Annotated in this window: 26 protein-coding genes; 10 read left to right on the plus strand and 16 right to left on the minus strand. The window is 74.8% G+C overall.

Features of this window, described 5'->3' with window-relative positions; genetic code table 11:
* From ACZ6Y7_RS13115 to ACZ6Y7_RS13125, 3 genes are all read right to left on the minus strand, one after another.
* Positions 1–1,623 (minus strand): sigma-70 family RNA polymerase sigma factor, encoded by a 1,623-nt coding sequence (locus ACZ6Y7_RS13115; RefSeq protein ID WP_465757971.1) that lies wholly within the window; start codon positions 1,621–1,623, stop codon positions 1–3.
* A gap of 236 nt (positions 1,624–1,859) precedes the next feature.
* Complete coding sequence (locus tag ACZ6Y7_RS13120; protein ID WP_465757972.1) at positions 1,860–2,837, minus strand: CAP domain-containing protein; 978 nt, start codon at positions 2,835–2,837, stop codon at positions 1,860–1,862.
* A 107-nt stretch (positions 2,838–2,944) separates the two neighbouring features.
* Positions 2,945–3,433, minus strand: coding sequence for a GNAT family N-acetyltransferase (locus ACZ6Y7_RS13125; RefSeq protein WP_465757973.1), 489 nt, complete (start codon positions 3,431–3,433; stop codon positions 2,945–2,947).
* A gap of 779 nt (positions 3,434–4,212) precedes the next feature.
* On the opposite strand from ACZ6Y7_RS13125, the gene ACZ6Y7_RS13130 reads away from it, so the two are divergent.
* The 5 genes from ACZ6Y7_RS13130 to ACZ6Y7_RS13150 all read left to right on the plus strand — a co-directional run bounded on the left by ACZ6Y7_RS13130 (position 4,213) and on the right by ACZ6Y7_RS13150 (position 8,467).
* Positions 4,213–5,763 (plus strand): ATP-dependent DNA ligase, encoded by a 1,551-nt coding sequence (locus ACZ6Y7_RS13130; protein ID WP_465757974.1) that lies wholly within the window; start codon positions 4,213–4,215, stop codon positions 5,761–5,763.
* A 223-nt stretch (positions 5,764–5,986) separates the two neighbouring features.
* Positions 5,987–6,223, plus strand: a complete 237-nt coding sequence (locus ACZ6Y7_RS13135; protein WP_465757975.1) for a ferredoxin — start codon at positions 5,987–5,989, stop codon at positions 6,221–6,223.
* Between the two features lie 183 nt (positions 6,224–6,406).
* Entirely contained in the window at positions 6,407–7,621 is a 1,215-nt protein-coding gene (locus ACZ6Y7_RS13140) for a cytochrome P450 (RefSeq protein WP_465757976.1), read from the plus strand.
* A 237-nt stretch (positions 7,622–7,858) separates the two neighbouring features.
* Positions 7,859–8,023: a hypothetical protein gene (locus ACZ6Y7_RS13145; protein ID WP_465757977.1), complete on the plus strand. Its 165-nt coding sequence runs from the start codon at positions 7,859–7,861 to the stop codon at positions 8,021–8,023.
* 105 nt (positions 8,024–8,128) lie between these two features.
* Positions 8,129–8,467 (plus strand): hypothetical protein, encoded by a 339-nt coding sequence (locus tag ACZ6Y7_RS13150; RefSeq protein ID WP_465757978.1) that lies wholly within the window; start codon positions 8,129–8,131, stop codon positions 8,465–8,467.
* A 65-nt stretch (positions 8,468–8,532) separates the two neighbouring features.
* On the opposite strand, the gene ACZ6Y7_RS13155 is transcribed toward ACZ6Y7_RS13150, so the two are convergent.
* The 4 genes from ACZ6Y7_RS13155 to ACZ6Y7_RS13170 all read right to left on the minus strand — a co-directional run bounded on the left by ACZ6Y7_RS13155 (position 8,533) and on the right by ACZ6Y7_RS13170 (position 10,438).
* The gene (locus ACZ6Y7_RS13155) at positions 8,533–9,432 is read right to left on the minus strand and encodes a hypothetical protein (RefSeq protein WP_465757979.1); all 900 of its coding nucleotides are present in this window, start codon (positions 9,430–9,432) and stop codon (positions 8,533–8,535) included.
* Between the two features lie 29 nt (positions 9,433–9,461).
* On the minus strand, positions 9,462–9,800 hold the full coding sequence (locus tag ACZ6Y7_RS13160) for a DUF427 domain-containing protein (protein WP_465757980.1): 339 nt from the start codon (positions 9,798–9,800) through the stop codon (positions 9,462–9,464).
* A 37-nt stretch (positions 9,801–9,837) separates the two neighbouring features.
* Positions 9,838–10,077 (minus strand): DUF6296 family protein, encoded by a 240-nt coding sequence (locus ACZ6Y7_RS13165; protein WP_465757981.1) that lies wholly within the window; start codon positions 10,075–10,077, stop codon positions 9,838–9,840.
* A 124-nt stretch (positions 10,078–10,201) separates the two neighbouring features.
* Entirely contained in the window at positions 10,202–10,438 is a 237-nt protein-coding gene (locus ACZ6Y7_RS13170) for a DUF2277 domain-containing protein (RefSeq protein WP_465757982.1), read from the minus strand.
* A gap of 154 nt (positions 10,439–10,592) precedes the next feature.
* Between ACZ6Y7_RS13170 and ACZ6Y7_RS13175 the strand changes: the two genes are divergently transcribed.
* Entirely contained in the window at positions 10,593–11,873 is a 1,281-nt protein-coding gene (locus ACZ6Y7_RS13175) for an MFS transporter (RefSeq protein WP_465757983.1), read from the plus strand.
* On the opposite strand, the gene ACZ6Y7_RS13180 is transcribed toward ACZ6Y7_RS13175, so the two are convergent.
* From ACZ6Y7_RS13180 to ACZ6Y7_RS13190, 3 genes are all read right to left on the minus strand, one after another.
* On the minus strand, positions 11,870–12,406 hold the full coding sequence (locus ACZ6Y7_RS13180) for a gamma carbonic anhydrase family protein (protein ID WP_465757984.1): 537 nt from the start codon (positions 12,404–12,406) through the stop codon (positions 11,870–11,872). The two genes, ACZ6Y7_RS13175 and ACZ6Y7_RS13180, sit on opposite strands and share 4 nt — an antisense overlap.
* Positions 12,407–12,455: 49 nt before the next feature.
* Positions 12,456–13,808 carry a serine hydrolase domain-containing protein gene (locus tag ACZ6Y7_RS13185; protein WP_465757985.1) on the minus strand — a complete coding sequence of 451 codons (1,353 nt, stop codon included), beginning with the start codon at positions 13,806–13,808 and terminating at the stop codon, positions 12,456–12,458.
* Positions 13,809–14,038: 230 nt separating this feature from the next.
* Entirely contained in the window at positions 14,039–14,605 is a 567-nt protein-coding gene (locus tag ACZ6Y7_RS13190) for a DJ-1/PfpI family protein (RefSeq protein ID WP_465757986.1), read from the minus strand.
* A gap of 257 nt (positions 14,606–14,862) precedes the next feature.
* On the opposite strand from ACZ6Y7_RS13190, the gene ACZ6Y7_RS13195 reads away from it, so the two are divergent.
* Both ACZ6Y7_RS13195 and ACZ6Y7_RS13200 read left to right on the plus strand, forming a co-directional pair.
* Positions 14,863–15,411, plus strand: coding sequence for an RBBP9/YdeN family alpha/beta hydrolase (locus ACZ6Y7_RS13195; protein ID WP_465757987.1), 549 nt, complete (start codon positions 14,863–14,865; stop codon positions 15,409–15,411).
* An 18-nt stretch (positions 15,412–15,429) separates the two neighbouring features.
* The gene (locus ACZ6Y7_RS13200) at positions 15,430–16,029 is read left to right on the plus strand and encodes a hypothetical protein (RefSeq protein ID WP_465757988.1); all 600 of its coding nucleotides are present in this window, start codon (positions 15,430–15,432) and stop codon (positions 16,027–16,029) included.
* 106 nt (positions 16,030–16,135) lie between these two features.
* Here ACZ6Y7_RS13200 and ACZ6Y7_RS13205 read toward each other — a convergent pair whose 3' ends face one another.
* From ACZ6Y7_RS13205 to map, 5 genes are all read right to left on the minus strand, one after another.
* Entirely contained in the window at positions 16,136–18,451 is a 2,316-nt protein-coding gene (locus ACZ6Y7_RS13205; protein WP_465757989.1) for a transglycosylase domain-containing protein, read from the minus strand.
* 179 nt (positions 18,452–18,630) lie between these two features.
* Entirely contained in the window at positions 18,631–20,151 is a 1,521-nt protein-coding gene (locus ACZ6Y7_RS13210; protein WP_465757990.1) for an alpha/beta hydrolase, read from the minus strand.
* 286 nt (positions 20,152–20,437) lie between these two features.
* Positions 20,438–20,863 (minus strand): acyl-CoA thioesterase, encoded by a 426-nt coding sequence (locus ACZ6Y7_RS13215; protein ID WP_465757991.1) that lies wholly within the window; start codon positions 20,861–20,863, stop codon positions 20,438–20,440.
* 60 nt (positions 20,864–20,923) lie between these two features.
* Positions 20,924–21,619, minus strand: coding sequence for an HAD-IA family hydrolase (locus tag ACZ6Y7_RS13220; RefSeq protein WP_465757992.1), 696 nt, complete (start codon positions 21,617–21,619; stop codon positions 20,924–20,926).
* Positions 21,620–21,769: 150 nt separating this feature from the next.
* Positions 21,770–22,537, minus strand: a complete 768-nt coding sequence (gene map / locus ACZ6Y7_RS13225; RefSeq protein WP_465757993.1) for a type I methionyl aminopeptidase — start codon at positions 22,535–22,537, stop codon at positions 21,770–21,772.
* A 228-nt stretch (positions 22,538–22,765) separates the two neighbouring features.
* On the opposite strand from map, the gene ACZ6Y7_RS13230 reads away from it, so the two are divergent.
* Positions 22,766–23,269, plus strand: coding sequence for an LppU/SCO3897 family protein (locus ACZ6Y7_RS13230; protein WP_465757994.1), 504 nt, complete (start codon positions 22,766–22,768; stop codon positions 23,267–23,269).
* Between the two features lie 50 nt (positions 23,270–23,319).
* Positions 23,320–23,598: a helix-turn-helix domain-containing protein gene (locus ACZ6Y7_RS13235; protein ID WP_465757995.1), complete on the plus strand. Its 279-nt coding sequence runs from the start codon at positions 23,320–23,322 to the stop codon at positions 23,596–23,598.
* Between the two features lie 89 nt (positions 23,599–23,687).
* On the opposite strand, the gene ACZ6Y7_RS13240 is transcribed toward ACZ6Y7_RS13235, so the two are convergent.
* Positions 23,688–25,085, minus strand: a complete 1,398-nt coding sequence (locus ACZ6Y7_RS13240) for an ABC transporter substrate-binding protein (RefSeq protein WP_465757996.1) — start codon at positions 25,083–25,085, stop codon at positions 23,688–23,690.
* Positions 25,086–25,128: the final 43 nt, after the last annotated feature.

The following is a 25,128-nucleotide window of genomic DNA, read 5'->3' on the forward strand; positions in this document are numbered from 1 at the left end:
TCAGGACATCGGCGCTCCGAGGTCCTGGGTCCAGTAGGTGGTGCCGGCCTGGCTGGTCGCGATGCCGACGCCGATGTCCTTGAAGCCGCAGTCGAGCATGTTCGACTGGTGGATGCCGCCGTCCATCCAGTGGGCGAAGACCATCGCCGGGGCGGTGGTGCCCCGGTCGAGGTTCTCCCCCCACTGGGACCAGCGGTAGCCGACGGCGGTGATCCGGGCGTCGGTGCGGACGCCGTCGGGGTTGACGTGGTCGAAGAAGCCCCGGGTGGCCATGTCGTCCGCGTGCTTCTGGGCCGCGGTGTGCAGCCGGGGGTCGATCCGCAGCGGGGCGCAACCGGCTTTCGCGCGCTCGGCGTTGACCAGGTCCACCAGCTGGCGCTCCTGGGTGGGCGTCGGCGTGGCGGTGACCACCCGGGTCGGGGTGGGGGTCGGCGTGGGTGTGGGTGTCGGAGTGGGGGTCTCGGTCGGCGTCGGGGTCGGCACCGGTGTCGGGACGACCGCCACGGGCGTGGCGGCCACGGTCGGGGTGTCCAGGGCCGCGGCCGGGGCGGTCGGCTCCGGGGCGGACACCTGCGGGGGCTCGCTCTGCTGGGGCCAGACCAGCGCCAGGGTGGTCACGGCCACCGCCGCGGCCGCGCCGCTCACCAGGACGGCCTTGCGGGCCGCGGTGCCGGCCCAGCCGCCGTGTCCTCCGGCACCGGCGTGCGCTCCGGCGCCCGAGCCGCCTCCGGCCCCGGATCCGGCTCCCGAACCCGTCCCCGTGCCCAGGCCGGTGCCCGCGTCGGCACCGGCAGCGGCGGTCTGGGCGGCGACGGCGGCCGCGGTGTGCTGGAAGTGCAGCAGGACGGGCGAGCCGAGCGGGATCGGCACCAGGGCGAGCCCGGCCAGCAGCCCTTCGGCCGGGAACAGGTCGCGGCCGAGGCCGTCGCAGTCGGCGCAGCCGCGGATGTGGCGGGCGATGCGCTTGCGCCAGACCGAGTTCGGGGTGCCGTCGAAGCCGGCGGTGAGCTCGGTCAGGTCGGGGCAGCGCGGGTAGGCGCTGAGGGCGCGGACGACGACCCGGCCGGCTTCCAGCTGCTTCTTCATCCGCTGGACGCGGACGGCGGTGTGCTGAGGGCTGAGGTCGAGGGCCTCGGCCAGTTCGGCCCGGGTGAGGTCGCCCGCCGCCTCCAGCCACCACAGCGCGAGCAGTTCGCGGTCGTCCGGGTCGAGCCACCGGGTCGCCTCGGCGACCTCGCGGCGCTGGCCGGACAGGCCGAGCCGCAGGATGGTGAGGTCGGTGAAGTCGGCCCTGGGGTCGGCGACCTCCCAGGTCTCGTCCAGCCCGCCGACCGCCTGCTGCTGGCCGGCCGCGCAGCGGCGGCGGACCTGGTTCATCGTGATGGCGACCAGCCAGGAGCGGAAGGACTCCGGATCACGGAGCCCGTCCAGGCCGTCCAGGGCGCGGATCATGGTCTCCTGGGCGACGTCGTCCACGTCGGCGTGGCCGCCGAGGGCGCGGCCGGCCACGTTGTAGACGAGCGGCAGCCAGGTGGCGACCAGCGCCTCCTGGGCCTGTCGGTCGCCGGCCTGCGCCGCGAGCACCAGGGTGCTCCCGGTCCTGTTCTGCACATCAGCGTTCATGGTCCGCACTCCGTCTTGCCGTGTTTCCGTCCGCCGCTGCCTCCTCGGAGACCTGTGGGGAGTGATCAGATAACAACAATGTGCGCGGAATCGGAAAATCGGCCCGGATCGGAGATCGGGTCGGCGATCGGGTCGGCGATCGGGTCAGCAGTCGAAGCAGCGGTCGGCGTAGCGGTCGGATCGGGCAGCGGCGGGTGTCCGGTCGACTCGCGGCCAGGCTCGGAGCCGGGCTCGGGTCAGGCCGGGGCGGCGAACACCTGGGTCCACCACGGACCGCCGGAGCCGGTCCGCACGCCGACGCCGAGCTGCTTGAAGGCGCAGTTGAGGATGTTGGCGCGGTGGCCGGGGCTGTTCATCCAGGCGTCCATGACGGCGGCCGGGTCCTTCTGGCCGCGGGCGATGTTCTCGCCCCAGGTGCTCCAGCGGTAGCCGGTGGCCTCGATCCGGTGGTCGGCGTGGTAGCCCTCGGGACTGGCGTGGTCGAAGTAGTTGCGGTCGGCCATGTCGTCGCTGTGCGACTGGGCCGCGGTGGCCAGCCGGGGTTCGGAGGTGACCGGGCCGCAGCCGGCCTTGGCGCGCTCGGCGTTGACCAGGTCGACGACCGCCTGGGCGTCCGAGGGGGCCGCGCCGCCGCCGACCGGGGTGGCCGGGGCGGTCCGCCGGGCGCTGGTCGCCGCGGCAGTGGTGCTGGTCCGGCTCGCGCTCGCGGTCGCCCTGGCAGCGGAGGCGGTCGGGGTGGGTGTCGGGGTCGGGGTGGCCGTGGCCGACGGGGAGGCGGGGGCGGTGGCGCTCGGCGTGGCCGGGGCGCTCGGGGTGGCCGCCGGGTCGGTCGTACCCGGGCCGGTCGAGGGCACGCCGGGGGCCGGGATGGCTCCCCCGGTTCCGGGCACCTGGATGCCCTCGTGGGTGCCGATCTCGGCGGCGATCAGCGCGTCGGCCGCCATCGCCTGGCCCATGGTGTCCCGGTCGGTCTGCTTGCCGCCGTACGCCGCGTAGCCGGCCCCGGCCAGCGCGGCGATCAGCCCCGTCCCGGCCACGGCGGCGACGACCGCGGTGACCGGAACCAGCCCGCCGCGCCGGCGACCCCGGCGGCCTCGGCCGGCGTGCCGGTCGGCGGCCCGCCGCGCGGCCCGGCCACCGGGCCGGCCGCCCGCGCCCTCGCCACCGGTCGCCGGGAGGATGGTCGTCCTGTCGTCGCTGTTCACCCTGGTCACGCTTTCTGCTCCGGGTCGGCTCGTCGGGTGCCGACACCTGGGAGACCTGTCGGCGGCGCGCCGATAACAGAAAGTCCGAACGAATGTCCGGCGGCCCGGTCACGGCCTCACCCTGCCGGGGTGTCCGGAGCGGCCGGAGCCATGTCGTAGGTGAGGAACGGGGTCCGGACGGCGACGCGGTCGTACAAGCCGCGGGCCCGGTAGTTGGTCTCGGCGGTGATCCAGCGGACGGTGTTCCAGCCCCGCTCGGCGGCGATCTCCCTCAGCCGGGCCAGCAGCAGGTCCACCGCCCCGCCGCCGCGCACCTCCGGCGCGACGAAGAGGTCGTCCAGGAATCCGCCGACGGCCCCGTGCAGCGGCCGGCTGAACGGCCGGTAGTGGGCGAGGCCGACCGGCCGCGACCCGGCGTCCCGGACCAGCAGACCGTCCAGCTCGTGCGCCGGGTCCAGGATCCAGGACCACACCAGTTCGGCCTTCTCCTCGGGGCACGGCACCCGGTAGAACGCGCAGTACCCGCGGAAGAGTTCACGCCAGGCCTCGTACTCGCCGGCCTCGGGGGCGCCCACGCTCCAGCGCGCGGCGGGGGTCTCGCTCATCTCGGTCTCCTCGGGGTCACGGCGTCGGGGGCCCCAGCATGACGCTCCGTCGGCCGCGCCACCGATCACCACCCCGGCCAAGATCACCGGCCCCGCGCTCCACTCCGGCACGTCGGCGTCTCCGGCGATGCGCGTCGGATCAGGCCGCGGCGTCAGCACCAGGGCGCGTGCCTCGTCCGGCGGAGGCCGGGGCACCTCCCGGCCGGAGGCCGGAGGAGCGTCGCGGACCGGGCGGGATGTCTGACACGCGCTTGGCGTTCCGGTTCGGGCCCGTCCCTCCCCGTGGACGAGCAGGTCCGACCGACCTGGCCGAACGGCGCGCCGATCCGGTCGGCGACCCCGGACGAGGCGGCGCTGACGCTGCCGACCGCGACGCCGAGGAGCCGCGGTACGGGCCCTCGGGGGTCATCGAGCCCCCGGCCGCCCCGGCCCGGTCGGGGAAGAAGGAAGAAGAGGGTCAGCCTCGGCGCGCCACGTTCTGCGCAGCCGTGCCACCCGTCACCGGTCGTGGTTCCGCCCCGGACGGCTCTGTGCGTGGCTGCCGCGCCGGGCGCAGCGCTCCGCGTCCGGGCGGCTCGCGCGGGTACGGACCAGGGCCAGGCCCGCGACCCGGGTGGAGCGTGGCTCCCGCAGCGCTCCCGAGTCGCGCACCCGGCACGCACCTCCGGAACGCGCACCCCCGGAACGCCCGCCCCCGGCACCCCGATGCCCCGGAACGCGGAGGCCCCGGGGGGCGTGGCGGCCCGCGGGCACCGATGCTGGGTGGAGGAGGTGGCGCGGTGGCCGGATTGGAGCGGTTGGCGACGGTGTCGCGGGCGGTGGCGGGGGAGCCCGGGCGGCGGGCGAAGACCGACTTGCTCGCCGGGTGCCTGCGGGAGCTGGGGCCGCTGGAGGCGCCGTCGGCGGTGGCGCTGCTGTCCGGGGAGTCCCAGCGGCTGCGGACCGGGGTCGGGCCGGCGGCGCTGCGGGGCCTGCCGGGGCCGGTCGGCGAGGCCGAGCTCGGGGTGCGGGAGGTCGAGCACGAGCTGGAGCGGATCGCCGCGGTGCACGGGGCCGGGGCGCAGGCCGAGCGGCGGCGGTTGCTGCACGGGTTGTTCGCTCGGGCGACGGCCGTCGAGCAGGGGTTCCTGCGGGCGGTGCTGGTCGGGGACCTGCGGCAGGGGGCGCTGGACGCGGTGGTCGGGGACGCCGTGGCGCAGGCGGCGGGGGTGCCGGCGACGGCGGTGCGGCGGGCGCTGATGTTCCGTGGGTCGGCCCGCGCGGTGGCGCAGGCCGCGCTGACCGGCGGTGCCGCCGCCCTCGCGGCCTTCCGGCTGGAGGTGGGACGGGCGGTGCGCCCGATGCTGGCCGCCTCCGCGCCGGACGTCGCCTCGGCGCTGGAGCGCACCGGCCCGGCGGCGCTGGAGTGGAAGCTGGACGGGATCCGGGTGCAGGTGCACCGGGAGGGCGACCAGGTCGCGGTGTTCACCCGCAGTCTGGACGACATCACCGCGCGCGTGCCCGAGGTGGTGGAGGCCGCGCTCGCGCTGCCGTTGCGTGCGGCGGTGCTGGACGGCGAGGCGATCGCGCTCGGTCCGGACGGGCGGCCGCGCCCCTTCCAGGAGACCGCCGCGCGCACCGCGGCGCGGCGCGATCCGGAGCGGCTGCGCGCCGAAGTCCCGCTCAGCGTCTACTTCTTCGACCTGCTGCACCGGGACGGCGAGGACCTGGTGGACCGCCCCGGCCGGGACCGCTGGTCGGCGCTGGCCGAGGCCGCCCCGCAGGACCTCCGGGTGGCGCGCACCGAGACCGGGGACCGCGAGCGGGCGCTGGCCTTCTTCCGCGACACCCTGGCGCTCGGCCACGAGGGCGTGCTGGTCAAGGACCCGGCGGCCGCGTACGCGGCGGGCCGGCGGGGCATCGGCTGGATCAAGGTGAAGCCCCGGCACACCCTCGACCTGGTCGTGCTGGCCGCCGAGTGGGGCAGCGGGCGGCGCCAGGGGTACCTGAGCAACCTGCACCTGGGCGCCCGGGCGGCGGGCGAACCGGGGCTCGGCCCGTGGGTGATGCTCGGCAAGACCTTCAAGGGCCTCACCGACGAGACGCTGGCCTGGCAGACCGCCGAACTGCTCGCCCGGGAGACCGACCGGGACGCCTGGACGGTACGGGTGCGGCCCGAACTCGTGGTCGAGATCGCCTTCGACGGTCTGCAGCGCAGCCCCCGCTACCCGGCCGGCCTCGCCCTGCGCTTCGCCCGGGTGCTGCGCTACCGCCCGGACAAGAGCGCCGCCGAGGCCGACACCGTCGCGACCGTACGGGAGATCGCCGCCACCGAGGGGTTGTCGCTCTGAGCTCGCCCGTCGGCCCGAGCACCACGGCCTGACGACCTGACGATCTGACGGGAATTCAAACCTATTGTCGCATGGGAATGATGCGACAGGGGTCGAATCGGCCAATCTCGACGTTCCCCTCACCGCACCCTCCGTGGGCGGATTAGCGGCGGGTTAGGTTGACCATGACAACGAGAGGCCGCCGCCGGGCCGCCGGCGGCGCACTGGCGAGAGGTGCCCGACCATGAGGGTGAGCGTCGACCGGGACCGCTGCTGCAGCTCCGGGATGTGCGTCACGAACGTTCCCGAGGTGTTCGACCAGGACGACCAGGACAGTCTGGTGAGACTCCGGCGGACCACCTTCCGGCCCGAGGAGTTCGGCGAGCTGCGCCTGGCGGCCCAGCTCTGCCCGGGCGGCGCCATCACCGTCACCGAGGACGGCGCCACCGGGACCGCCGGGGCGGGCGAGCCCACCGGCTGACGCCCCGGCGCCGCGCGGGCCGCCCCGGACCGGCCTGAGCCGTTCCCGAAGCGGCCCGAGCCGTCCCCGAAGCGCCCTGAAGCGAAGCGACCTGAGGCGACCTGAACCGCCCCGAACCACCGTGACGGCACGCCAGTCACCCCACCCCCACCGGAGCACACCGCCGCGCGAGGAGACCCCGCCTTGACGAAGCCGCCCACCGCCCCCGCCCTCCGGCTGCCCGCCCCGCACTCGGCCGGCTGCCCGTTCGCCCCGCCGCCCGCGTACACCGAGGCCGCCGCCACCGCCGTCCTCTCCCGCGCCGACCTGCCCGGCGGTGAGTCCTGCTGGCTGGCCACCGGCTACCACGAGGTCCGCACCGTGCTGTCCGACCGCCGGTTCAGCGCGGACGTGCGCCACCCGAACTTCCCGTTCCTGATCGCCGGTGCCCGGAAGCTCGTCACCGACAAACCGGCCTTCCTGCGGATGGACGACCCCGAGCACGCCCGGCTGCGCCGGATGGTCACCGGGGACTTCCTGGTCAAGCGGGTCGAGGCGATGCGCCCGGCCGTCCAGCGGATCGTCGACGAGACCCTGGACGGGATGACCGCCGGCCGGACCGAGGCGGACGTGGTGGCCGACTTCGCGCTGCCCGTCCCCTCCCTGGTGATCTGCCTGCTGCTCGGCGTCCCGTACGAGGACCGCGCGTTCTTCCAGCGCGTCAGCCGGACGCTGCTCAGCAGCGCCAGCAGCGTGGCGAAGCTGACCGAGGCCCAGGACGAGCTGCGGGACTACCTGCGGAACCTGGCGGACCGCAAGCGGGAGCAGCCGGAGGACGACATCCTCAGCCGGCTCGCCGCGCGCGACGACCTGACCCCGGAAGACGTCGCCGCCACCGGCCTCCTGCTGCTGGTCGCCGGGCACGAAACCACGGCGAACATGATCGCGCTGTCCACCGCGCTGCTGCTGGACCGGCCCGACCAGGCCGCCAGGCTGGCCGATCCGGCCGCACTCCCCGGCGCGGTGGAGGAGCTGCTGCGCCTCCTCACCATCGTCCACACCGGGGTGCCCCGGGTGGCCCTGGAGGACGTCGAGCTGGGCGGCACCACGGTCAGGGCCGGGGAGGGCGTGATCGCGATGCTCTCCACCGCCAACCGGGACGAAGCGGTCTTCGGCGGCGCGGGCCGGCTGCCCACCGACGAGCTGGACCTGGACCGCGACGCCCGGCGGCACGTGGCCTTCGGCTTCGGCGTGCACCAGTGCCTGGGCCAGCCGCTGGCCCGCGCCGAGCTGCAGATCGCCCTGGCCACCCTGTTCCGGCGGCTGCCCGGCCTGCGGCCGGCAGTCCCGCGCGAGGAGCTGGCGTTCCGGACGGACTCCTTCATCTACGGCATGCGGTCGCTGCCCGTGACCTGGTGACCCTGCCCGGCACGGATCCCGGCCCGACGGGTCAGGACCCGGGCGCGAACGGTCAGGATCCGGACGTGACCGGTCCGGAGCCGGAGCGAACGGTCCTGCTCCTGCCCGGGAACGCGGTTCACCGGTCGCTCGGCTGGCTTCGGCGCGGGGGCGGAGGCAGGCTTGTAGGGCGAAGGAGCCACCCGGCCCGGCCGCGCGCCCGGCGCCCCCGAGCCGGTCGAGGAGACGGAGCCAGCCATGACCGACATGAGCGAACGGTTCGAGGCGAGCACCGACCGCGACGAGGACGTCCGCGCCGCCGACCCCGAGGAGGGCATCACCTCGATGCAGAACCTGCACGCGCAGGACACTTCCCAGGCGGAGGGCGACCCGATGCTGGACGAACCCGGCCGGCTCGGCTGACCGTCCGCCGGACCGAACTCGACCGCCCGGTACCGGCCGGGCGGTCGCCGCGACCGCAGGTGTCGCTGCCCGGGTGGCGGCCCACCGGCAGGGGAGGATAGGCGCATGACCGAACACGACCAAGGCAATCGGCAGGCCCGGCCGGCCGCGGACCCGCGCGCGTCGTGGGCGACCTGGACCACCCAGTCGATCATCAGCGGCCCCGGCGGGGTGACCACCGCGGAGGTGGGACCGATCTCCGGCGACCTCACCGTCCACACCACCTGGGTGGACGGCGAGGCCCGCCTGACCGTCCAGTACACCGGCGCGCTGGACTGGTACACCGTCTCCGGCAGTCCGGTGCCGGCGGCCGACGAGATCACCGCACGGGCGATCCACCAGGCGATGGTGAACGCCGTCAAGGCGGGCCGGGGCGCGGGCGCCCCGCCGGCGCCGTCGGTGTAGCCGGGCTGACCGAGGCGTGTCCGACGATTCCCGTCGGGCGCGCGACGCGAATCGTCGGACACGCCCTACGCCCCGCCGTCCTCCGGCGGTGTCCCGCCCTTCGCCACCGCCTCTCCCTCGACCGCCGGCGCGGCCGCGGCCCAGTAGGCGCGGTCCGCCGGCCGGCGGGAGCGCAGGTCCGTGCGGACCTCGTCGGCGAGCCGGCGGGTGTCGCGGCGGTTCATGGTGGCGCCGATGCCCGCGCCGACCAGCAGCGGGATCATCGTGGGCAGATGGCGCAGCGTGCTGCGGGTAAGCCGGCGGCGGACCTGCTGGCGCACCTCCGCGCCGATCGCCAGCGCGGCGAAGCCGGCCGGGCGGACCAGCAGCGTCGCGTCGATGCCGCGGCGGTTGGCCCAGGCCGCGAGGTAGGCGCCGGCCCGCTGGGTGACGGTGCCCTGCGCCGGGACGCCGTAGACCTCGTGCAGCTCGGCGATCAGCTTGATCTCCACGGCCGCGACCGCGAGCGTCTCGGCCGCGATCTCCGCCGGCATCGCGGGCGGCACCGGCATCATCGCCGCCGCGCCGACGCCCGCGCCGAGCGCGCCGGAGGCCCGGACGGCGCCCGTCACCAGCCGGTCGGCCAGCTCCTCCGGGAACGCCGCGCCCGGGTGCTGGGCCCGCAGGGCGGCGAGGTCGCGGACCGGGATCCGCGGCGCGGCCCGCACCAGCTGCTCGGTGAGGGCCTTGCCGCCGAACGCGGCGCCGCGCGCCGCTCCCCGGGCGGCGGCCAGTCCGCCGTTGCCGAGCACGCGGGCGGTCCGCGCCACGATGGCCCGGCCGCGGCCGCGCTCTTTCGCCGCGTGTTCGGCGACCGGCGCCTCGTCCGCGGGCTGCTCGGCCTCCTCGACCAGTTCGGCGAGCTGTTCGCCCAGGGACGGCTCGGCGGGCGGGGCGGGGCGCTTGGGTCTGCGGAAGACTGCCATGGGGAGCAGGTACCCCCACGGCCCGGGGGCTACGCGGTGCCCGCCGCCGATTCGGTGACCTCCGTCGGCCCGGCGGCCTCCGCCGACTCGGCGATCTCCACGCCGCGCCAGAACGCCACCCGGCCGCGCACGTGCTCGGCGGCGGGCTCCGGGTCGGGGTAGAACCAGGCGGCGTCGGGGTTGGTCCGGCCGTCCACCTCCAGGCTGTAGTAGCCGGCGGTGCCCTTCCAGCCGCACACCGTGGTGGTCCCGGACGGCCGCAGGTACTCGGTGCGGACCGACTCGGCCGGGAAGTAGTGGTTGCCTTCGACGACGACGGTGTCCGCGCTCTCGGCGATCACGACACCCTGCCAACTCGCTGTGGTCATGCGGCGATTGTGCCTCACCGGCCGGGAGGTCCGGGCGTCAGGGCAGTGGGTGGGCGTGGACCGGGAGGTTCGGGGTCTGATGGCCGCCGCTGGCGAGCATCCGGACCTCGCCGGTGTCGCTGATCTCGGCCCGGACGATGCCGCTCTCGTCCTCGTACACCGGGTGGCCGCCCGGGCCGCTCGCGCTGGTACGGGTGACCACGACGACGTCCTGCGGGGCCTGGGTGCCCGGGGTGCCGGGGAAGGTGAGGGCATAACGCTTGGCGGGGTTCGTCACCGGTTCTGCTCCTACTCCGTGTCGTCGCTGTCGTGTCCTCGCCGTCGGCAGCCGCCCGTGGGCGGACACCACCGAAGGGCACCGCCGGGAGGCACCGCCGGAAGGCCGCCGGTGGACAGCGGAGCTACCCGGCGGCCTCGGCGGCCCGGGCGTGCGAGCCGCGGACCTCCAGCTCTCCGAGCAGCCGGGCGGTGGCCTCGGCGACCGCCTCCACGGCCCGGTCGAAGGCCTCCCGGTTGTGCGCCGCCGGGGCACGGAAGCCGGAGACCTTGCGGACGTACTGCAGCGCCGCGGCGCGGAAGTCGTCCTCGTCGGCGTCGGGCGTCACCGGGGGTCGCAGCGTCTTGATGTTGCGGCACATGCCCCCAGTCTCGCGCGCACGGGCCGGACTGGCGACCCCCTTTCGTCACACGCGCCTCATCAGGGCGTCATACGGCCGGATTAGGATGCCGGACGAACGAATTCGTCCGCCGCGCGTTCCCCGGGATTCGTCGGCATCACCCCGGAGTCATCCCTTGCCTCTCGCGCTGCTCGCGCTGGCCGTCACCGCGTTCGCCATCGGCACCACCGAGTTCGCCGCCATGGGGCTGCTCCCCCAGGTCGCCGGCGACCTCCACGTGTCCATCCCGCAGGCCGGCTGGCTGATCTCCGCGTACGCGCTGGGGGTGGTGATCGGCGCACCGCTGCTCACCGCGGCGGCCGCCGGACGGCCGCGCAAGCCGGTGCTGGTGGCGCTGGCCGCGCTGTTCGCCCTCGGCAACCTGCTGTGCGCGCTGGCGCCGGACTTCTGGACCCTGGCCGCCGCGCGCCTGGTCACCGGGCTTCCGCACGGGGCGTTCTTCGGGGCGGGCGCGGTGGCCGCGGCCGAACTGGTCGCGCCGGACCGGCGGGCCCGGGCGGTGGCCGTGATGTTCTCCGGGCTGACCGTCGCCAACATCGTCGGCGTCCCGGCCGCCACCCTGCTCGGCCAGCACCTGGGCTGGCGGGCGACCATGCTGGTGGTCGTGCTGATCGCGGCCGCCGGCACGCTCGCCATCGCCGGGTTGGTGCCCGCGCTGCCCTCCCCCGCGCAGTCCGGGCTCCGGCACGAGCTGCGGGCCTTCCGCAACGGACAGCTGTGGCTGGCGCTGGGCACCGTGGTGTTCGGCTGCGGCGGCTTCTTCGCCTGTTACAGCTACATCGCGCCACTGCTCACCGGGGTCTCCGGGTACGCCACCGGCTCGGTGACCCTGGTGCTGGCGCTGTTCGGGGTGGGGATGACGATCGGCAACGTGCTCGGCGGTCACGCCGCCGACCGGGCGCTGCGGCCGACCGTCTGCGCGGCCTTCCTCCTCCTGGCCGCGGTTCTGGCCCTGTTCGCGCTGACCGCGCACGCCCGCTGGTCGGCGGCCGTGACGGTGGTGCTGATCGGGCTGTTCGGGTTCGCGATCGTGCCGGCGGTCCAGACGCTGGTGATGCGCGAGGCGCGCAGTGCTCCGACGCTGGCCTCGGCGACGGTGCAGGGCGCCTTCAACCTGGCCAACGCCCAGGGCGCCTACCTCGGCGGGCTGGCGCTGGACGCCGGGTTCGGCTGGACCTCGCCGACGCTGGTGGGCGCGGGCCTGGCGGCCTGCGGCGCGCTGATCGCGGTGCTCGCCTGGGCGGGTGACCGGCGGCGGTCCGCGCCCGCGGTCGCGGTCACGGAGCCGGCCGCCGCCGGTGTGGTGATGACCGGAGCCCAGGTGAGCGGTGCCGAGGTGAGCGGTGCCCAGGTGAGCGGCGCCCAGGCACCCGCTGCACAGGCGCCCGCCGGCTAGGCGCCCGGGAGGGGTTCGATGTCGCGGTGGGCGCCGGCGAGGAGCTGGTAGCCCTCGCCGTTGGCCTTGATGCCCGTCCGCTCCTCCTCGCTGAGCTCCCGGCGGACCTTGGCCGGGACGCCCGCGACCAGGGAGCCGGGCGGGACGACCATGCCCTGCGGGACGACCGCGCCGGCCGCGACCAGCGAGCCGGCACCGATCCTGGCGCCGTTCAGCACGGTGGCGTTCATCCCCACCAGGACGTCGTCCTCGACGGTGCAGCCGTGCAGCACCGCGTTGTGGCCGACCGAGATCCGCTCGCCGACCACCAGCGGGAAGCCCGGGTCGGCGTGCAGGGTGCAGTTGTCCTGGATGTTGCTGCCCGCGCCGACGCTGATGGACTCGGCGTCGCCGCGCAGCACCGCCCCGTACCAGAGGCTCGCGCCCGCGCCGACGGTCACGTCCCCGATCACGACGGCGTTCGGCGCGACGAAGGCGCTCGGGTCGACGGCGGGCACCTTGCCCCCGACTGCGGCGATCAGCGGCTCTGCCATGTCTCGTCCTCCTGGTGACGGTCGGCCGTACGGTCGTACGACCCGCCGGTCAGCGTAGGGGGTCGGTCGGGCGCTCGGGCGCGACGGCTCCGGTGGGGGCGCCGGTGGACTGGGCGCCGCACAGGGCCGTCGTGGACACCCGGGCCCAGGCGGCGTCGGCGGCGTCCTGGTCCGGGAGGCCGTCGCGGGTGGCGCTCGCGGCGAACTGGCGCTTGCCGTCGGACGAGCCGAGCATCAGCGTGACGTAGCCGGGGATGCCGCCGGCACGGCCCCAGAAGGTGCCGCAGGGGGTGTCCACCCGCTGCAGACCGAGACCGTAGGACCGGCCCGCGCCGTCGGCGGTGGTCTGCCGCATCGCGGCGAGTTCGGCCGGGTGCAGCAGGCGGCCGTCGAGCAGGGCCGCGAGGAAGGCGGTCAGGTCGGCGGTGGTGGAGATGCCGGCGCCGGCCGGGCCGGCCATCGAGGGGTTGAGCAGGGTGAGGTCGGCCGGGCCCGCGTCGGACCGGTCGTAGCCGTGGGCGTGCGGTCCGGGGATGACGGGCGAGTCGCCGGGCATCCGGGTGCCGGTGAGGCCGAGCGGGCGGATGATCCTGCGGGTCACCTCGTCGGTCCAGCTGTGGCCGGTGAGCTTCTCGATGACCATGCCGATCAGCACGTCGTCGGTCCGGGAGTACCGCCGGTCCGCGCCGGGCGGGAAGGCCGGCGGGTAGCGGTCGGCGATGTCCACCAGGTCCCGCAGGGTGTAGTGCCGGAAGCGGCCGCCGTCGAGCCACTCGGGGCGGCGGTGGTCGAAGGCCTGGTCCCGGGCGTAGTCGGCGACACCGCTGGTGTGGTCGAGCAGTCGGCGGACGGTGATCGTGGTGCTGTTCGGGACGATGCCCGGCAGCAGGCACTCCAGCCGGTCGTCGAGGTCCAGCCGGTGCTCGCCGACGAGTTGCAGCAGCGTGGTGGCGACGAAGGTCTCGGTGACGCCGCCGATCCGGAAGGCGCCGCGGGGGTCGGCGGGTTCGCCGGTGGTGAGTTCGGCGGCGCCGGCGGCGTTGCGCCAGACCAGCCGGCCGTCCTGGCGGACGGCGGCCAGGGCCGAGGTGGCGTAGGAGGTGGCGTAGCGGGTGTCGGTCATCCCGGCCAGGGCCGCGTCGGCGGCCGCCCAGTCGGCGCGGCGCTCGGGGGTCTCCAGCACGCCCGGGCGGGTCGGCGCGGCGTGCCGGCCGCCGCAGCCGACCGCGGCCGGGCGGACGGCGGGCCCGGCGACGGCGGCCGGGGCCAGGGCGGCGAGCAGGACCGCGCCGACGGCCGCGACCACGGCGGTGCGCAGGGCCGGGCGGTGGCGCCCGGTCGTCGGGGCGCTCGTGGCGGAGGGCAGGCCGGCAGTCGGGTCAGCGGTCGGGGCGGCGGTCATGGCCGGCCTCCCTGGTCGGGGTCGCGGAGCAGTCAACCGGTCTGGGAAACCGGACTCCTGACACTCTGTCGGGCTCCGGGCCGACCGTCGTCGCACCCGGGACGGAGGGCGACCCGGAACGAACCCGGAGACCTACCCGGAGCCCTACCCCGAGGCGCACCCCGGGCGGTGCCCCGAGAGCACGCGGGGTACCGCCCGGCCCCACCGACCGCGGCGGCGGTGGCGGTGCGTCAGGTGACAGGGGCGTGCTTGCGCAGGACCTCGACGAAGGCGCGCAGCCAGGCGGGGTGGTCGGGCCAGGCACGGGCCGAGACGACCAGGCCGTCCACCACGGCCTCACCTTCGACGAACTCGGCGCCCGCCGCCTCGATGTCCGGGGCCAGCGCCGGGTAGGCGGAGGTGCGGCGGCCGTCCAGGACCCCGGCGGCGGCGGCGATCAGCGGGCCGTGGCAGATCTGGGCGACGGGCTTGTCGGTGGTGAAGAAGTGCTGCGCGATCCGCCGCACGTCCGGGTCGTTGCGCAGGTACTCGGGGGCGCGTCCGCCGGGGATGACCAAGGCCACGTAGTCGGCCGGGTCGACGTCGGCGAGCGCGACGTCGGCGGGCCAGGTGTAGCCGGGCTTCTCGGTGTAGGTGTCGTAGCCCTCGACGAAGTCGTGCACCACGAACTGCAGGCGCTTCTTGGTCGGGGCGGCGATGTCGACCTGGTAGCCCTCCTCGCGCAGGCGCTGGTAGGGGTAGAACACCTCCAGCGACTCGGCGGCGTCCCCGGTGACGAGCAGGATCTTCGGTGCCATCGACGGCATCCCTCCACGTGATCGGACGTCAGGCCGCTGACGGACGGCGCGTGGTGGCGTCCGACCCGGGCCCGGTCCAACCTCCCGTACCCGTCGCGCCCTTGGCAACAGGGCGCACCGGGCGCACGGCGGCGCCTACGGAGGTACGCGCGCCGGTTGCGAGGGGTGCGCGCCGGGTGGGCCGCCCGGCTGCGGTGCCGGGCGGCCCGCGGCCTAGACTCCTGCTGCCCACGACCGACCCGCTCTCGGAGGAGCCCATGCCGGACCGCACCACCTACCTCGTCCTGCCCGGTTACCAGAACTCGGGCCCCGAGCACTGGCAGAGCCGTTGGGAGGCCGCGGAGCCGGAGTCCTTCCGCCGGGTCCTGCAGGCGGACTGGGACCACCCGGACCGGGCGGACTGGGTGGCCCGGGTGGACGCGGCGGTGGCCGAGGCCGCGGCCGACGGCCCGGTGGTGCTGGTCGCCCACAGCCTCGGGTGCGTCACCGCGGCCCGCTGGGTGGCCGGCGCCTCCCCCGCGCGGACCGCCGCCGTCCGCGGCGCGCTGCTGGTCGCCCCGGCCGACGTGGACACCGCCGAGGTGCCGGAGCTGACGGGCTTCCGCCCGGTGGCGCTGGAGCCGTTCCCGTTCCCGACCGTGGTGGTCTCCTCCACCGACGACCCGTGGGTCTCCCCCGAGCGGGCCCGCGCCTTCGCCGCGGCCTGGGGCGCCCGGTACGTCGAGCCGGGCGCGTACGGGCACCTCAACTCCGAGTCCGGGCTCGGGGACTGGCCGGAGGGCCGGAAGCTGCTCGCCGAGCTCTGACACCGTCAAGGGGGGACGATGGACAAGCGCACGTCCCGGACCAGGCGCACCCTGGTCCGGTTGCTGGCGGTCTGCGCCCTGGCCGCCGTACTGCTGTACACCGAGGGGCAGTGGGAGAGCCGCTCGGGCGGCCGGATGCTGGTCGCCGACCTGCTCAACCGGCCCGAGCTGCTGCTCGGCGCGGCGCTGGCCGCGCTGATCGCGGCCGCCTGGCTGGGCGACCTGCGCGCCGCCGCCCTGCGGACGGCGACCCGGACGGTCACGGTGGCCGCCGGGGTGGTGTTCCTGCTCGGCGTGCTGGCCGCGCACAAGGTCTCGGCGGCCGAGACCCGCAGCCGGGAGAACGCCCCGGCCGGGGCGGAGCGCTCGCTGGTGGTGGTGCACCGCTCGTACGCCGACGGGCCGGCACCGGACGAGCGCTGGCAGGTGTTCCTGGAAGCCGGCGAGGGCTGGGAGGCGCGCCGCTGGTCGCTGGCCGACATCGGCGGGGGCCCAGGCGGAGCCCGGCTGGTGGAGGCGAGTTGGACCGGCCGGTCCCAGATCACCGTGGTGACCGACTCCTACCGGCGGGTGTTCAACCTCGACCAGGACAGCGGCGAGCCGGTCGAGGCACGGTAGCGGCCGGACGGCCGGTTCACGGGCGGGCGCCGTCGTCCGCCGACCCGCCGCGGCCCCGCCCGAGGACGGGCGCTCGGGCGGGGCCGCGGGCGGGGCCGGGATCCGGCTAACGGTCCTCGGGGTCGGCCGGGCTGGACTGGGCTGACGGCGCGGACGGCGCGGAGCGGCCCTGGTCGGTGCCGCGCGGCTTCCCGGGGCTGCCCTGGCCGCCGGTGGCGGGGGCTCCGGTGCAGGTGGCCGAGTTCGGCGAGCCGTTGGAGGTGGTGCAGGTGGCGTCGCGCTTGGGCGGGTCGGGGATGTAGACGGTGGTGAAGTCCTGCTCCGGCATGTCCCGGACCGCGTCGCTCATCGCCTTCTGCCAGATCGGCCCGGGGCCGGTCGCGCCGAACACCTCGGCCTGGTACTTGCCGCCGATCCGGATGTTGCGCATCGGTACCTTGGTGCCGGGGCTGCCCAACCAGACCGAGCCGGCCAGGTTGCCGGTGTAGCCGGTGAACCAGGCCGACTTCTTCTCGTCCGTGGTGCCGGTCTTGCCCGCGATCTGCCGGCCGTCGTCCAGGCCGAGGTCCCGCGCGGTGCCGCCCTTCTCGGTCACCCCGAGCAGCACGCTGTTGATCACGTCGGCGGTGTCCTCGGACATCGCCCGGCTGCACTGCGCCTGCGGCACCGGCACGTCCTTGCCGTCCACCGTGGTGATCCGGTTGATCGCCAGCGGCGCGCAGTAGTCGCCGCGGGCGGCGAAGGTCGCGTACACGTTGGCCATGGTCAGCGGGCTGACCTCCTGGGTGCCGAGGCCGAGCGCCGGCACCTCCTGCAGCGGCGAGCCGTCCGCCTTGCCGGCCACGCCCAGCTTGTTCGCCATCTGCTTGACGGCGCAGAGCCCGATCTCCTGCTCCATCTGCACGAAGTAGGTGTTGACCGAGAGCGCCATGGCCTGCTTGAGCTCGTACGGCCCCTTCTCGGACTCGGACTCGTTGGGGATCGTCCCCTCCTTCTTGCCCTTGCTGAGGTTCTTCCAGGTGCCGTCGCAGGTCTTCATCGTCGGCCAGTCCATCCGGTTCGGCGAGTCGTACCGCTGGGTCGACGACAGGCCGGCCTCCAGGGCGGCGGCGGCCACGATCGGCTTGAAGTTGGAGCCGGGCTGGAAGCCGATGCCCCCGCCCATCGCCGCGTCGACGTTGTAGTTGACGACGGTCTCGTTCTTCTCCTTGTCCAGGCCGTACGGGCGGGTCTGCGCCATCGCCAGGATCTTGCCGGTGCCCGGCTCGACCATCGTCATCGCGGCCGAGACCGGGTCGGTGACGAACACCTTGGTGGAGACGGCGTTCTGGGCGGCGGCCTGCTTGTCCGGGTCCAGCGTGGTGGAGATGTTCAGACCGCCGGTGTCCCACAGCTTCTTGCGATCGGCGGCGCTCTTGCCGAACGCCGGGTCCTGCTTGACGACGTGGCGCACGTAGTCGCAGAAGAAGCCCATGCCGGCCTTGGCGGTGATGCAGCCGTTCTGCGGGTCCTTGTAGACGAGGCCCAGCGGGGCGGCCTTCGCCTCCCTGGCCTGGTCGGCGGTGATGTGCTTGTTCTCCACCATCTTGTCGATGACGGTGTCCCGGCGCTTCTGGGCGGCCACCGGGTGCAGCTTCGGGTCGTACTGGGACGGGTTCTGCACCAGGCCGGCCAGCATCGCCGACTCGGGCAGGGTCAGGTCCTTGGCGTCCTTGCTGAAGTAGCGCTGCGCGGCGGCCTGGACGCCGTACGCCTGGTGGCCGTAGAAGGTGATGTTCAGGTAGTTGGTGAGGATCTGCTCCTTGGTCAGGTCCTCCTCCAGCTTGATGGCGTACCGGAGTTCCTGGATCTTGCGGCCGAGGGTCTTGCGCTGCGCCTCGCGGACCGCCTCCGGGTCGTCACCGGCCTTCTCCACGTTGACGTTCTTCACGTACTGCTGGGTCAGGGTGGAGGCGCCCTGGACGGTGGCGCCGCTCTCGGCGTTCTTGGTGACGGCCCGCAGGACGCCCTTGAGGTCCACCGCGCCGTGCTCGTAGAAGCGGGCGTCCTCGATGTCCACCTGGGCCTGGCGCATCAGCGGGGACATCTGGTCGGCGGTCAGGACGGTGCGGTCGCGCTCGTAGACCTTGGCGATCAACCCGCCCTTGGCGTCGAAGATCTGGGTGGCCTGGGTCAGCGGCGGGGCCTTGAAGTCGTCGGGGATGTTCTCGAAGCCCTCGGCGCCGCCCTTCGCCCCGAGCCCCACCGCACCGGCCGCCGGGAGGATCAGGCCCGCCAGCAGCACCCCGCCGAGGACGCTGGCTCCGACGAACGTGGCCGCGTGGCCCAGGATTCCGAGCGGGGTCTCGCGGCGCCTCGGGCGCGGCACCCACGTGTCGCCCGGGTCCGGGGCGGGTATGCGGCGGCGACTCTTCGGTGACATAGATCGAACATTAAGGCCGTGCACGGCCCTGACGGGCAGCGTGTCGGCGAAGGATTGTCACAAAATCGCGACGGATTCGACTCATTCGCGAGGGCCGAACGGACGTGCACGCAGGGACAAGGGCCGTTCGCCCACGGCCGGTTGGCCCCGCGTGCCGGCTCACCGCCCCGGACCTGCGGTCACGGGGCGGGGCAGTACACGTCCTCGGCGGGGCGCCGGCCCGTCAGCAGGAAGTCCGTCACCGCCGCGTCGCCGCAGGCGTTCCCGTGGGCGACGTACACATCGTGACCGCCGGAGTCCACCGTCACCATCCGGGCCCGGTCGCCGAACGCCGCGCGCAGCTTGAGCGCGCCCGCGTACGGGGTGGCGGGGTCGCGCAGGTTCTGGGCCAGCAGGACGTTCGCCGGGCCCCGGCCGGTCACCCGCACCGGGGGCTCGGCGGGCGCGAACGGCCAGAAGGCGCACGGCATCACGTTCACCGGCATGCCCGCGGTGAGCGGGTGCGCGGCGCGCTCGGCGGCCACATCCTTGGCGTACCCGGCCGGATCGGTGGGCCACCCGACGTCGTTGCACAGGGTGCCGACCGAGACGGCGACGGTGTTCTGCACGGACGGCACGGCCTGCTCGGGCAGCACCGCCGGGGCGGGCAGCGGACGGCGGCCGAGGCCCGCCAGCATCAGCCGGGCCAGGTCCGGGAAGCGGGCGTCCGCGTACAGGCTCTGCAGCATCGTCTCGCGCAGCACGTTCCCGTTCAGCTCCGCCGGGTCGGCGCCAGGCCAGGGCAGCGGCGACCGGTCCAGGCGGGCGGCGAGGTCGAGGAAGAGCGGCCGGACCTCCTCGGGAGTGTCCGCGACCCGGTCCGGATTGCCGGGCGACGCGGCCCAGGCCGCGAAGTCCGGGAAGCGGTCCTCGGCGCCCCGGCCGAAGGCGGCCAGCCAGCCGCGCTCGACCCGGGTCGGGTCCGGGTCGTCGTTGCTGTCCAGCACGATCCGGTCGGTCCGCTGCGGGAACAGGGTGGCGTACACGGCGCCCGCGTACGTGCCGTACGAGGTGCCCCAGGCGGAGAGCCGGCGCTCGCCCAGGGCCCGGCGGATGCTGTCGATGTCGCGCGCCTCGTTCGCGGTGGAGATGCTGCGCAGCACCGGGCCGCCGTTGCGGGCGCAGGTCTCGGCGACCCGCCGCTCGTAGGCGACGTTCGCGTCGATCGAGCCGTCGGCGGCGGGCCAGGGACGCAGCTTGACCATCGCCAGGTCGGAGCGGTCCAGCCCGCAGCTGACCGGGGTGGAGCGGCCGACGCCGCGCGGGTCGAAGCCGACCAGGTCGAAGCGGTCCAGGACGGACTGCGGGAGGCGCTTGGCCGCGCTGCTGGGAACGTCCAGACCGGACCCGCCCGGGCCGCCGGGGATGGTCAGCAGGACGCCGTGGCGCCGACTCGGCTGGGCGGCGGGGATGCGGGAGATCGCGAGGGTGATCTGCTCGCCCCGAGGGGCCCGGTAGTCCAGGGGGACGGTGACGGTGGCGCACTGCTGGCGCGGGTCCGCCTGCCCCTGACAGGCCGACCAGGTGAGGCGGTCCCGGCCCGGGTTCGGGGCACCGGCGGCGTCGGCATCGGCGACGGCGGGCAGGGCGGTCAGGGCGGTGACGGCGAGGGCGGCGGCCGCGGTGACGGCGGCGGTGCGGGAGGTCGTGGTCTTCGGCATGCCCAAGAGTCTGCTGCGCGGGGGAAGTTGATCCCATCCGGACAGCGGGCCGGTCCGGGGTGGGGAAATCCCCCGGCCGCCGGATGGAGGCCGCGGCGGGCGGGGGTCGTAGCCGGGCGCAGGTCGTCGCCGGGCGGAGGTCGTAGCCGGGCGGGGGTCGTGACCGGATGGAGGCCGCAGCCGGGTGCGGCCTCCGGCGGTCGGGGTGTCAACGGTGGTGCCGGGTACGGCGCACGGGCCGTACCGGGCACGGCGGCTGTGGCGTGCCCGGTACCGCGGCGCGGTGTCAGAGTCCGAGCAGGCCCGGATCGGCGGCGAGGGCGCGCAGCGGCTCGCGCGGATCGGGGACCAGCCGGCGCTCGGCCAGGTCGAGGATGCCGCCGACGCCGGTGACCTCGGCGGCGAGCACGCCGTCCTCGCGGATCAGCCGCTGCACCACCTGGAAGGTCTTGCCGTCCCGCCAGCTGAACGAGCAGCTGACGTCCACCGAGTCCCCCGCGCGCAGCTCCCGCAGGTACTTGACGGTGGTCTCCAGGACGACCGGGCCCACGCCCTTGGCCACCAGGTCGGCCTGGCGGATCCCGGCCGCGTGCAGGTACTCCCAGCGAGCGTGCTCGGCGTACTGGAGGTACACCGACTGGTTGAGGTGGCCCTGGCTGTCGGTCTCGTACCCGCGGACGGTGATGCGGGTGGTGAAGTCCTGATCGGTCATGCCCGCACGCTACTCCTGGCGGCGGGGCGCCACCTCGTGTCCTGCGTCACCCCGGACACGTCAACCCGGGAGCACCGCCAGCAGCGGCGTCAGGGCGTCCGGGCGCTCGTCGACGGGCAGGTGCTCCACGAGGTGGAAACGGCAGCCGAGCGCCGTCGCGCCGCCGTCGCAGGTCCGGTCGTCACCGACCATCAGGACGTCGGCCGGGGCCAGGCCGAGCCGGGCGCAGGCGGTCTCGAAGATCGCCGGGTCCGGCTTCTGGGCGCCGACCTCGAAGGAGAGGACGTAGCTGTCGACCAGCTCGTCCAGGCCGTGGGCGCGGAAGACCGGCCGCAGGTCCCAGCCGATGTTGCTCACCACGGCCACCGGGACGCCCCGGCGGCGCAGCTCGCGCAGCACGGGGGCGGCGTCCGGGTAGGGGCGCCAACTCCCGGGCGTCGTGTGGGTGTCGTAGAGGGCGTCCACGTCGAGGGCGGCGGGCGGGGCGGCGGCCCGGGCCAGCGCGGTGTACGCGGTGCGGTGCAGCTGGGGGGTCAAGTCCCGGGTGTCCCAGGCCTGCTGGACGGCGGCCGGGATCCGGCGCGGCGGCACGCCGCCGGGCAGCGCGCCGAACTCCTCCAGCCGGCCCACCAGTTCGTCCTGCTCCCGGCTGGACAGGCCGAGGTCGGCACCGGCGGCGAAGGAGGCCAGCCACTCGGCGGTGGAGACCACCCGGAAGAGGGTGCCGGAGAAGTCGAACATCACGCCCTTGGTCATGGCAGCGAGCCTAGCCGTGCGTTCGCCCCCGGTGGAGCGGCACTCGGCGGCGGGCATTCGGCGCGGCGGCCGCGCGACGCAGCGGCACTCGGCGCGGATGCCGCGCGGCGCGGATGCCGCGCAGCGCGGCGGCACCCGGCGCAGTCGCGCTCAGCGCAAGGTGAGGACGCGCGGGCCGTCCTCGGTGATGGCGACGGTGTGCTCGATGTGGGCGGCGCGGGTGCCGTCGACGGTGCGCAGGGTCCAACCGTCCGGGTCGGTGGTGTAGTCGTCCCGGCCGCCGGCGGTGAGCATCGGCTCGATGGCCAGCACCAGGCCCGGGCGCAGCGGGTAACCCCGGCCCGGGCGGCCGGTGTTGGAGACGTGCGGGTCCTCGTGCATCCGGCGGCCGATGCCGTGTCCGCCGAAGCCTTCCGGCGTGCCGTACCGCGCGGAGCGGACGACCCGGCCGATGGCGTGGGAGATGTCGCCGGTCCGGTTGCCGGTCAGGGCGGCGGCGATGCCGGCGTCCAGGGCGCGCTGGGTGGCGTCGATCAGGGCGGTGTCCTCGGGCCGGGCGGTGCCGACGGTGAAGCTCACGGCGGCGTCCCCGGCCCAACCGTCCAGCACGGCGCCGCAGTCGATGCTCACCAGGTCGCCGTCGCGCAGCCGGTAGCCGTTCGGGATGCCGTGCACGACGGCGTCGTTGACGGAGGCGCAGATGACGGCCGGGAAGGGGACGGGTGCGAAGGACGGCCGGTAGCCGAGGAAGGGCGAGCGCGCGCCGGCGGCGTCCAGGACGCCCCGCGCCACCTCGTCCAGCTCGGTCAGGCGGACGCCGACCGCCGCTGCTTCCCGGACGGCGGCGAGTGCGTCCGCCACCACCCGCCCGGCCTCGCGCATCGCGTCGAGGGCGGCGTCCGACTTGAGTTCGACCACGGTGCACCACTCCCCCGGGGACCACTCCCCATGAATCCAATTCTTATACCGGTATTTGTATCACGGTCGCTGGCGGATCGGACACCATCCGGTCGCACGCGAAGGGGGCCATGCCGGCGGCGGTTCGCCCGTCGCGGACCGCTCACCAGGGAATATGTGGCGCTCGGCGGTCCCGCGATCCGCTAGTGTTCGCGGCGCACTCAGATGATCTGACCATGAGGAACACACGTGACAACCCCGCCGACCGCTCCCGTCGACGCGACCCCGGACCCCGCCGAGCACCCGGCCGAGCACCCCGCAGAACCGCTCGCCCAGGACGCCTGGGGCGCCGGGCAGCCCGTCCCGACCGAGCCCTCGCGGTCCCGCAGGATCGCCCGCCGCGTCGCAGGACCGCTCCTCCTGGTCGCGCTGATCACCGGCGGTCTGGTCATCGCCGGGCAGGCGAGCAAGTCCGAGCCGGCGGCCGCCGAGGCGGGTAACTGCGTGCACGACCTCGGCCACGGCTCCAAGCCGAAGATGGAACTCGTGGACTGCGCCAAGCCCGACGCCGACTTCAAGGTCACCAAGGTCGTCCACGGCGGCGACGCCAAGCACGCCTGCGACACGGAGCCGGAGGAGGTCTTCGGCTCGTACAGCGAGGAGCGCCGGAGCAGCATCGTCATCCTCTGCCTGGCCCTGAACCAGCAGCGGCCCGGCGGCCCGGCCGCCCTCCCCAGCTGGCCCGAGCAGTAGGCCGCAGCGCGGCCGTGGCACCGCCGCAGCGGGGCCGTAGACTCTGCGGCATGGTGAGGACTCCGCTGACCCCGTGGGAGCGCGAGCGCGGCGAGCGCTTCGGGGCGCTGCTGCGGGAGGCGCGTGGCGAGCGCAGCATGGTCGAGGTGGCGGCGGTGGCCGGAGTCTCGGCGGAGACGCTGCGCAAGATCGAGACCGGACGGGCGCCCACGCCGTCCTTCTTCACCATCGCCGCACTGGCCTTCGCGCTGGACCTCTCGCTGGACGAGCTGGCCGCCGCCTGCGCGCCGGCCGAGGGCGGCGAGCGGGCCGAGGCGCTCTCGGCCTGACGCGGCCGGGCACGGTCTGACGCGCGACGGCCCGCCCGGTGCCTGCCGCACCGGGCGGGCCGTCCTCGCTCCTGCGGGGGCGGGCAGGCTCAGCCGACCGAGCTGTTGTAGCTCTCGATCGCCGGCTGGAGCTCCTTGGCCGCGTCGGCGAGCGCCTGCTGCGCCGACTTGCTGCCGGAGACGGTCTGCTCGATCGCGGTCTCCACGCCCTTGCGGGCCTGCGGCATCACGCCGAGCAGGCAGCCAGCGGTGGCCGCGGTGGGCTTGGTCGCCTTCAGCTGGTCGATCGCGGTCTGGAACTGCGGGTACTTGGCCACCCACTCCTTGTCCTTGGGATCGTCCAGGGACTTCGTGTTGACCGGGAAGTAGCCGGTGCCGGTGTGCCAGGCGGCCTGCTGCTCGGGGGCCGTCACGAACTTCTCGAACTCCCAGGCGGCGCGCTTCTCGGCGTCCGAGTGGCCGGGGCCGCTGATCCACAGCGAGGCGCCGCCGATCACCGGGCCGCCCTGGTCGGCGGCGGTGACCTTGGGGAAGGCCGCCGTACCGACGCCGAACTTCGCCGCCTCGGTGTAGCCGCGCAGCACACCCGTGGACTCCAGGTGCATCGCGACCGTACCGGCCTTGAAGGCCGCCTGGGCGTCGTCGGTGGTGCGCCCGGTGTTGGCCGCGTAGCCGCCCTTGACCAGGTCGGCCCACCACTGGACGATCCGCGCGCCCTGCGCGGAGTCGAACACGACCTTGCCGGCCTTGCCGCTGCGGCCGTTGTCGTGGTCGCAGTACATGGCGCCGGACTCGGCCAGCAGCTGTTCGACGAACCAGCCGTAGATGGCGGCCCCGAAGCCGTAGCGGACGGTCTTGCCGTCGGCGTCCTTCTTGGTCAGCTTCTTCGCCAGCTCGCCCAGCTCGTCGAGGTCCTTGGGCGCCTGCGCCGGGTCGAGGCCCGCCTCCTTGAAGGCGTCGGTGTTCAGGTAGAGCAGCGGCATCGAGGAGTTGAACGGCATCGACTGCAGCTTGCCGCCGACCGAGTAGTAGTTGCGGATGTTGGCGTCCAGGTCGTCCAGCGCGTAGCCGTCCTTGTCGGCGAAGGCCTGGGCGGGGACGGTCTGCTTGGAGTCGATCATGAACCGGGTGCCGATGTCGTAGACCTGCACCAGGGCGGGGGTGCCCTTCTGCTGCACCGCGGCCTTGTACTTGGTGACCAGCTCGTCGTACTTGCCCTGGAACTGCGCCTTGACCTGGATCTTGCCCTGGTGCGCGGCATTGAACTGGTCGACCAGCCCGGTGAGCACCTCGGCGTTCTTGCCGGTCATCGAGTGCCAGAACTCGACGCCGGTGACGCCGGAGGCCTGGTCGAGCGCCTGGGCGCCCGGCGCGGCGGCGTCACCGGACCCGCCGGAACCGGCGCCGGAGTCACCGGAGGAGCTGCAGGCGGTCAGGGACAGGCCGGCCACCAGCAGGGCCGCGAGCGCGCGTGCACTCTTCTTCACGGGGGTTCTCTCTCTGGTCGGAAGGGGACGGACATGGACGGAT

This window comes from Kitasatospora sp. NPDC053308 (assembly GCF_055585785.1).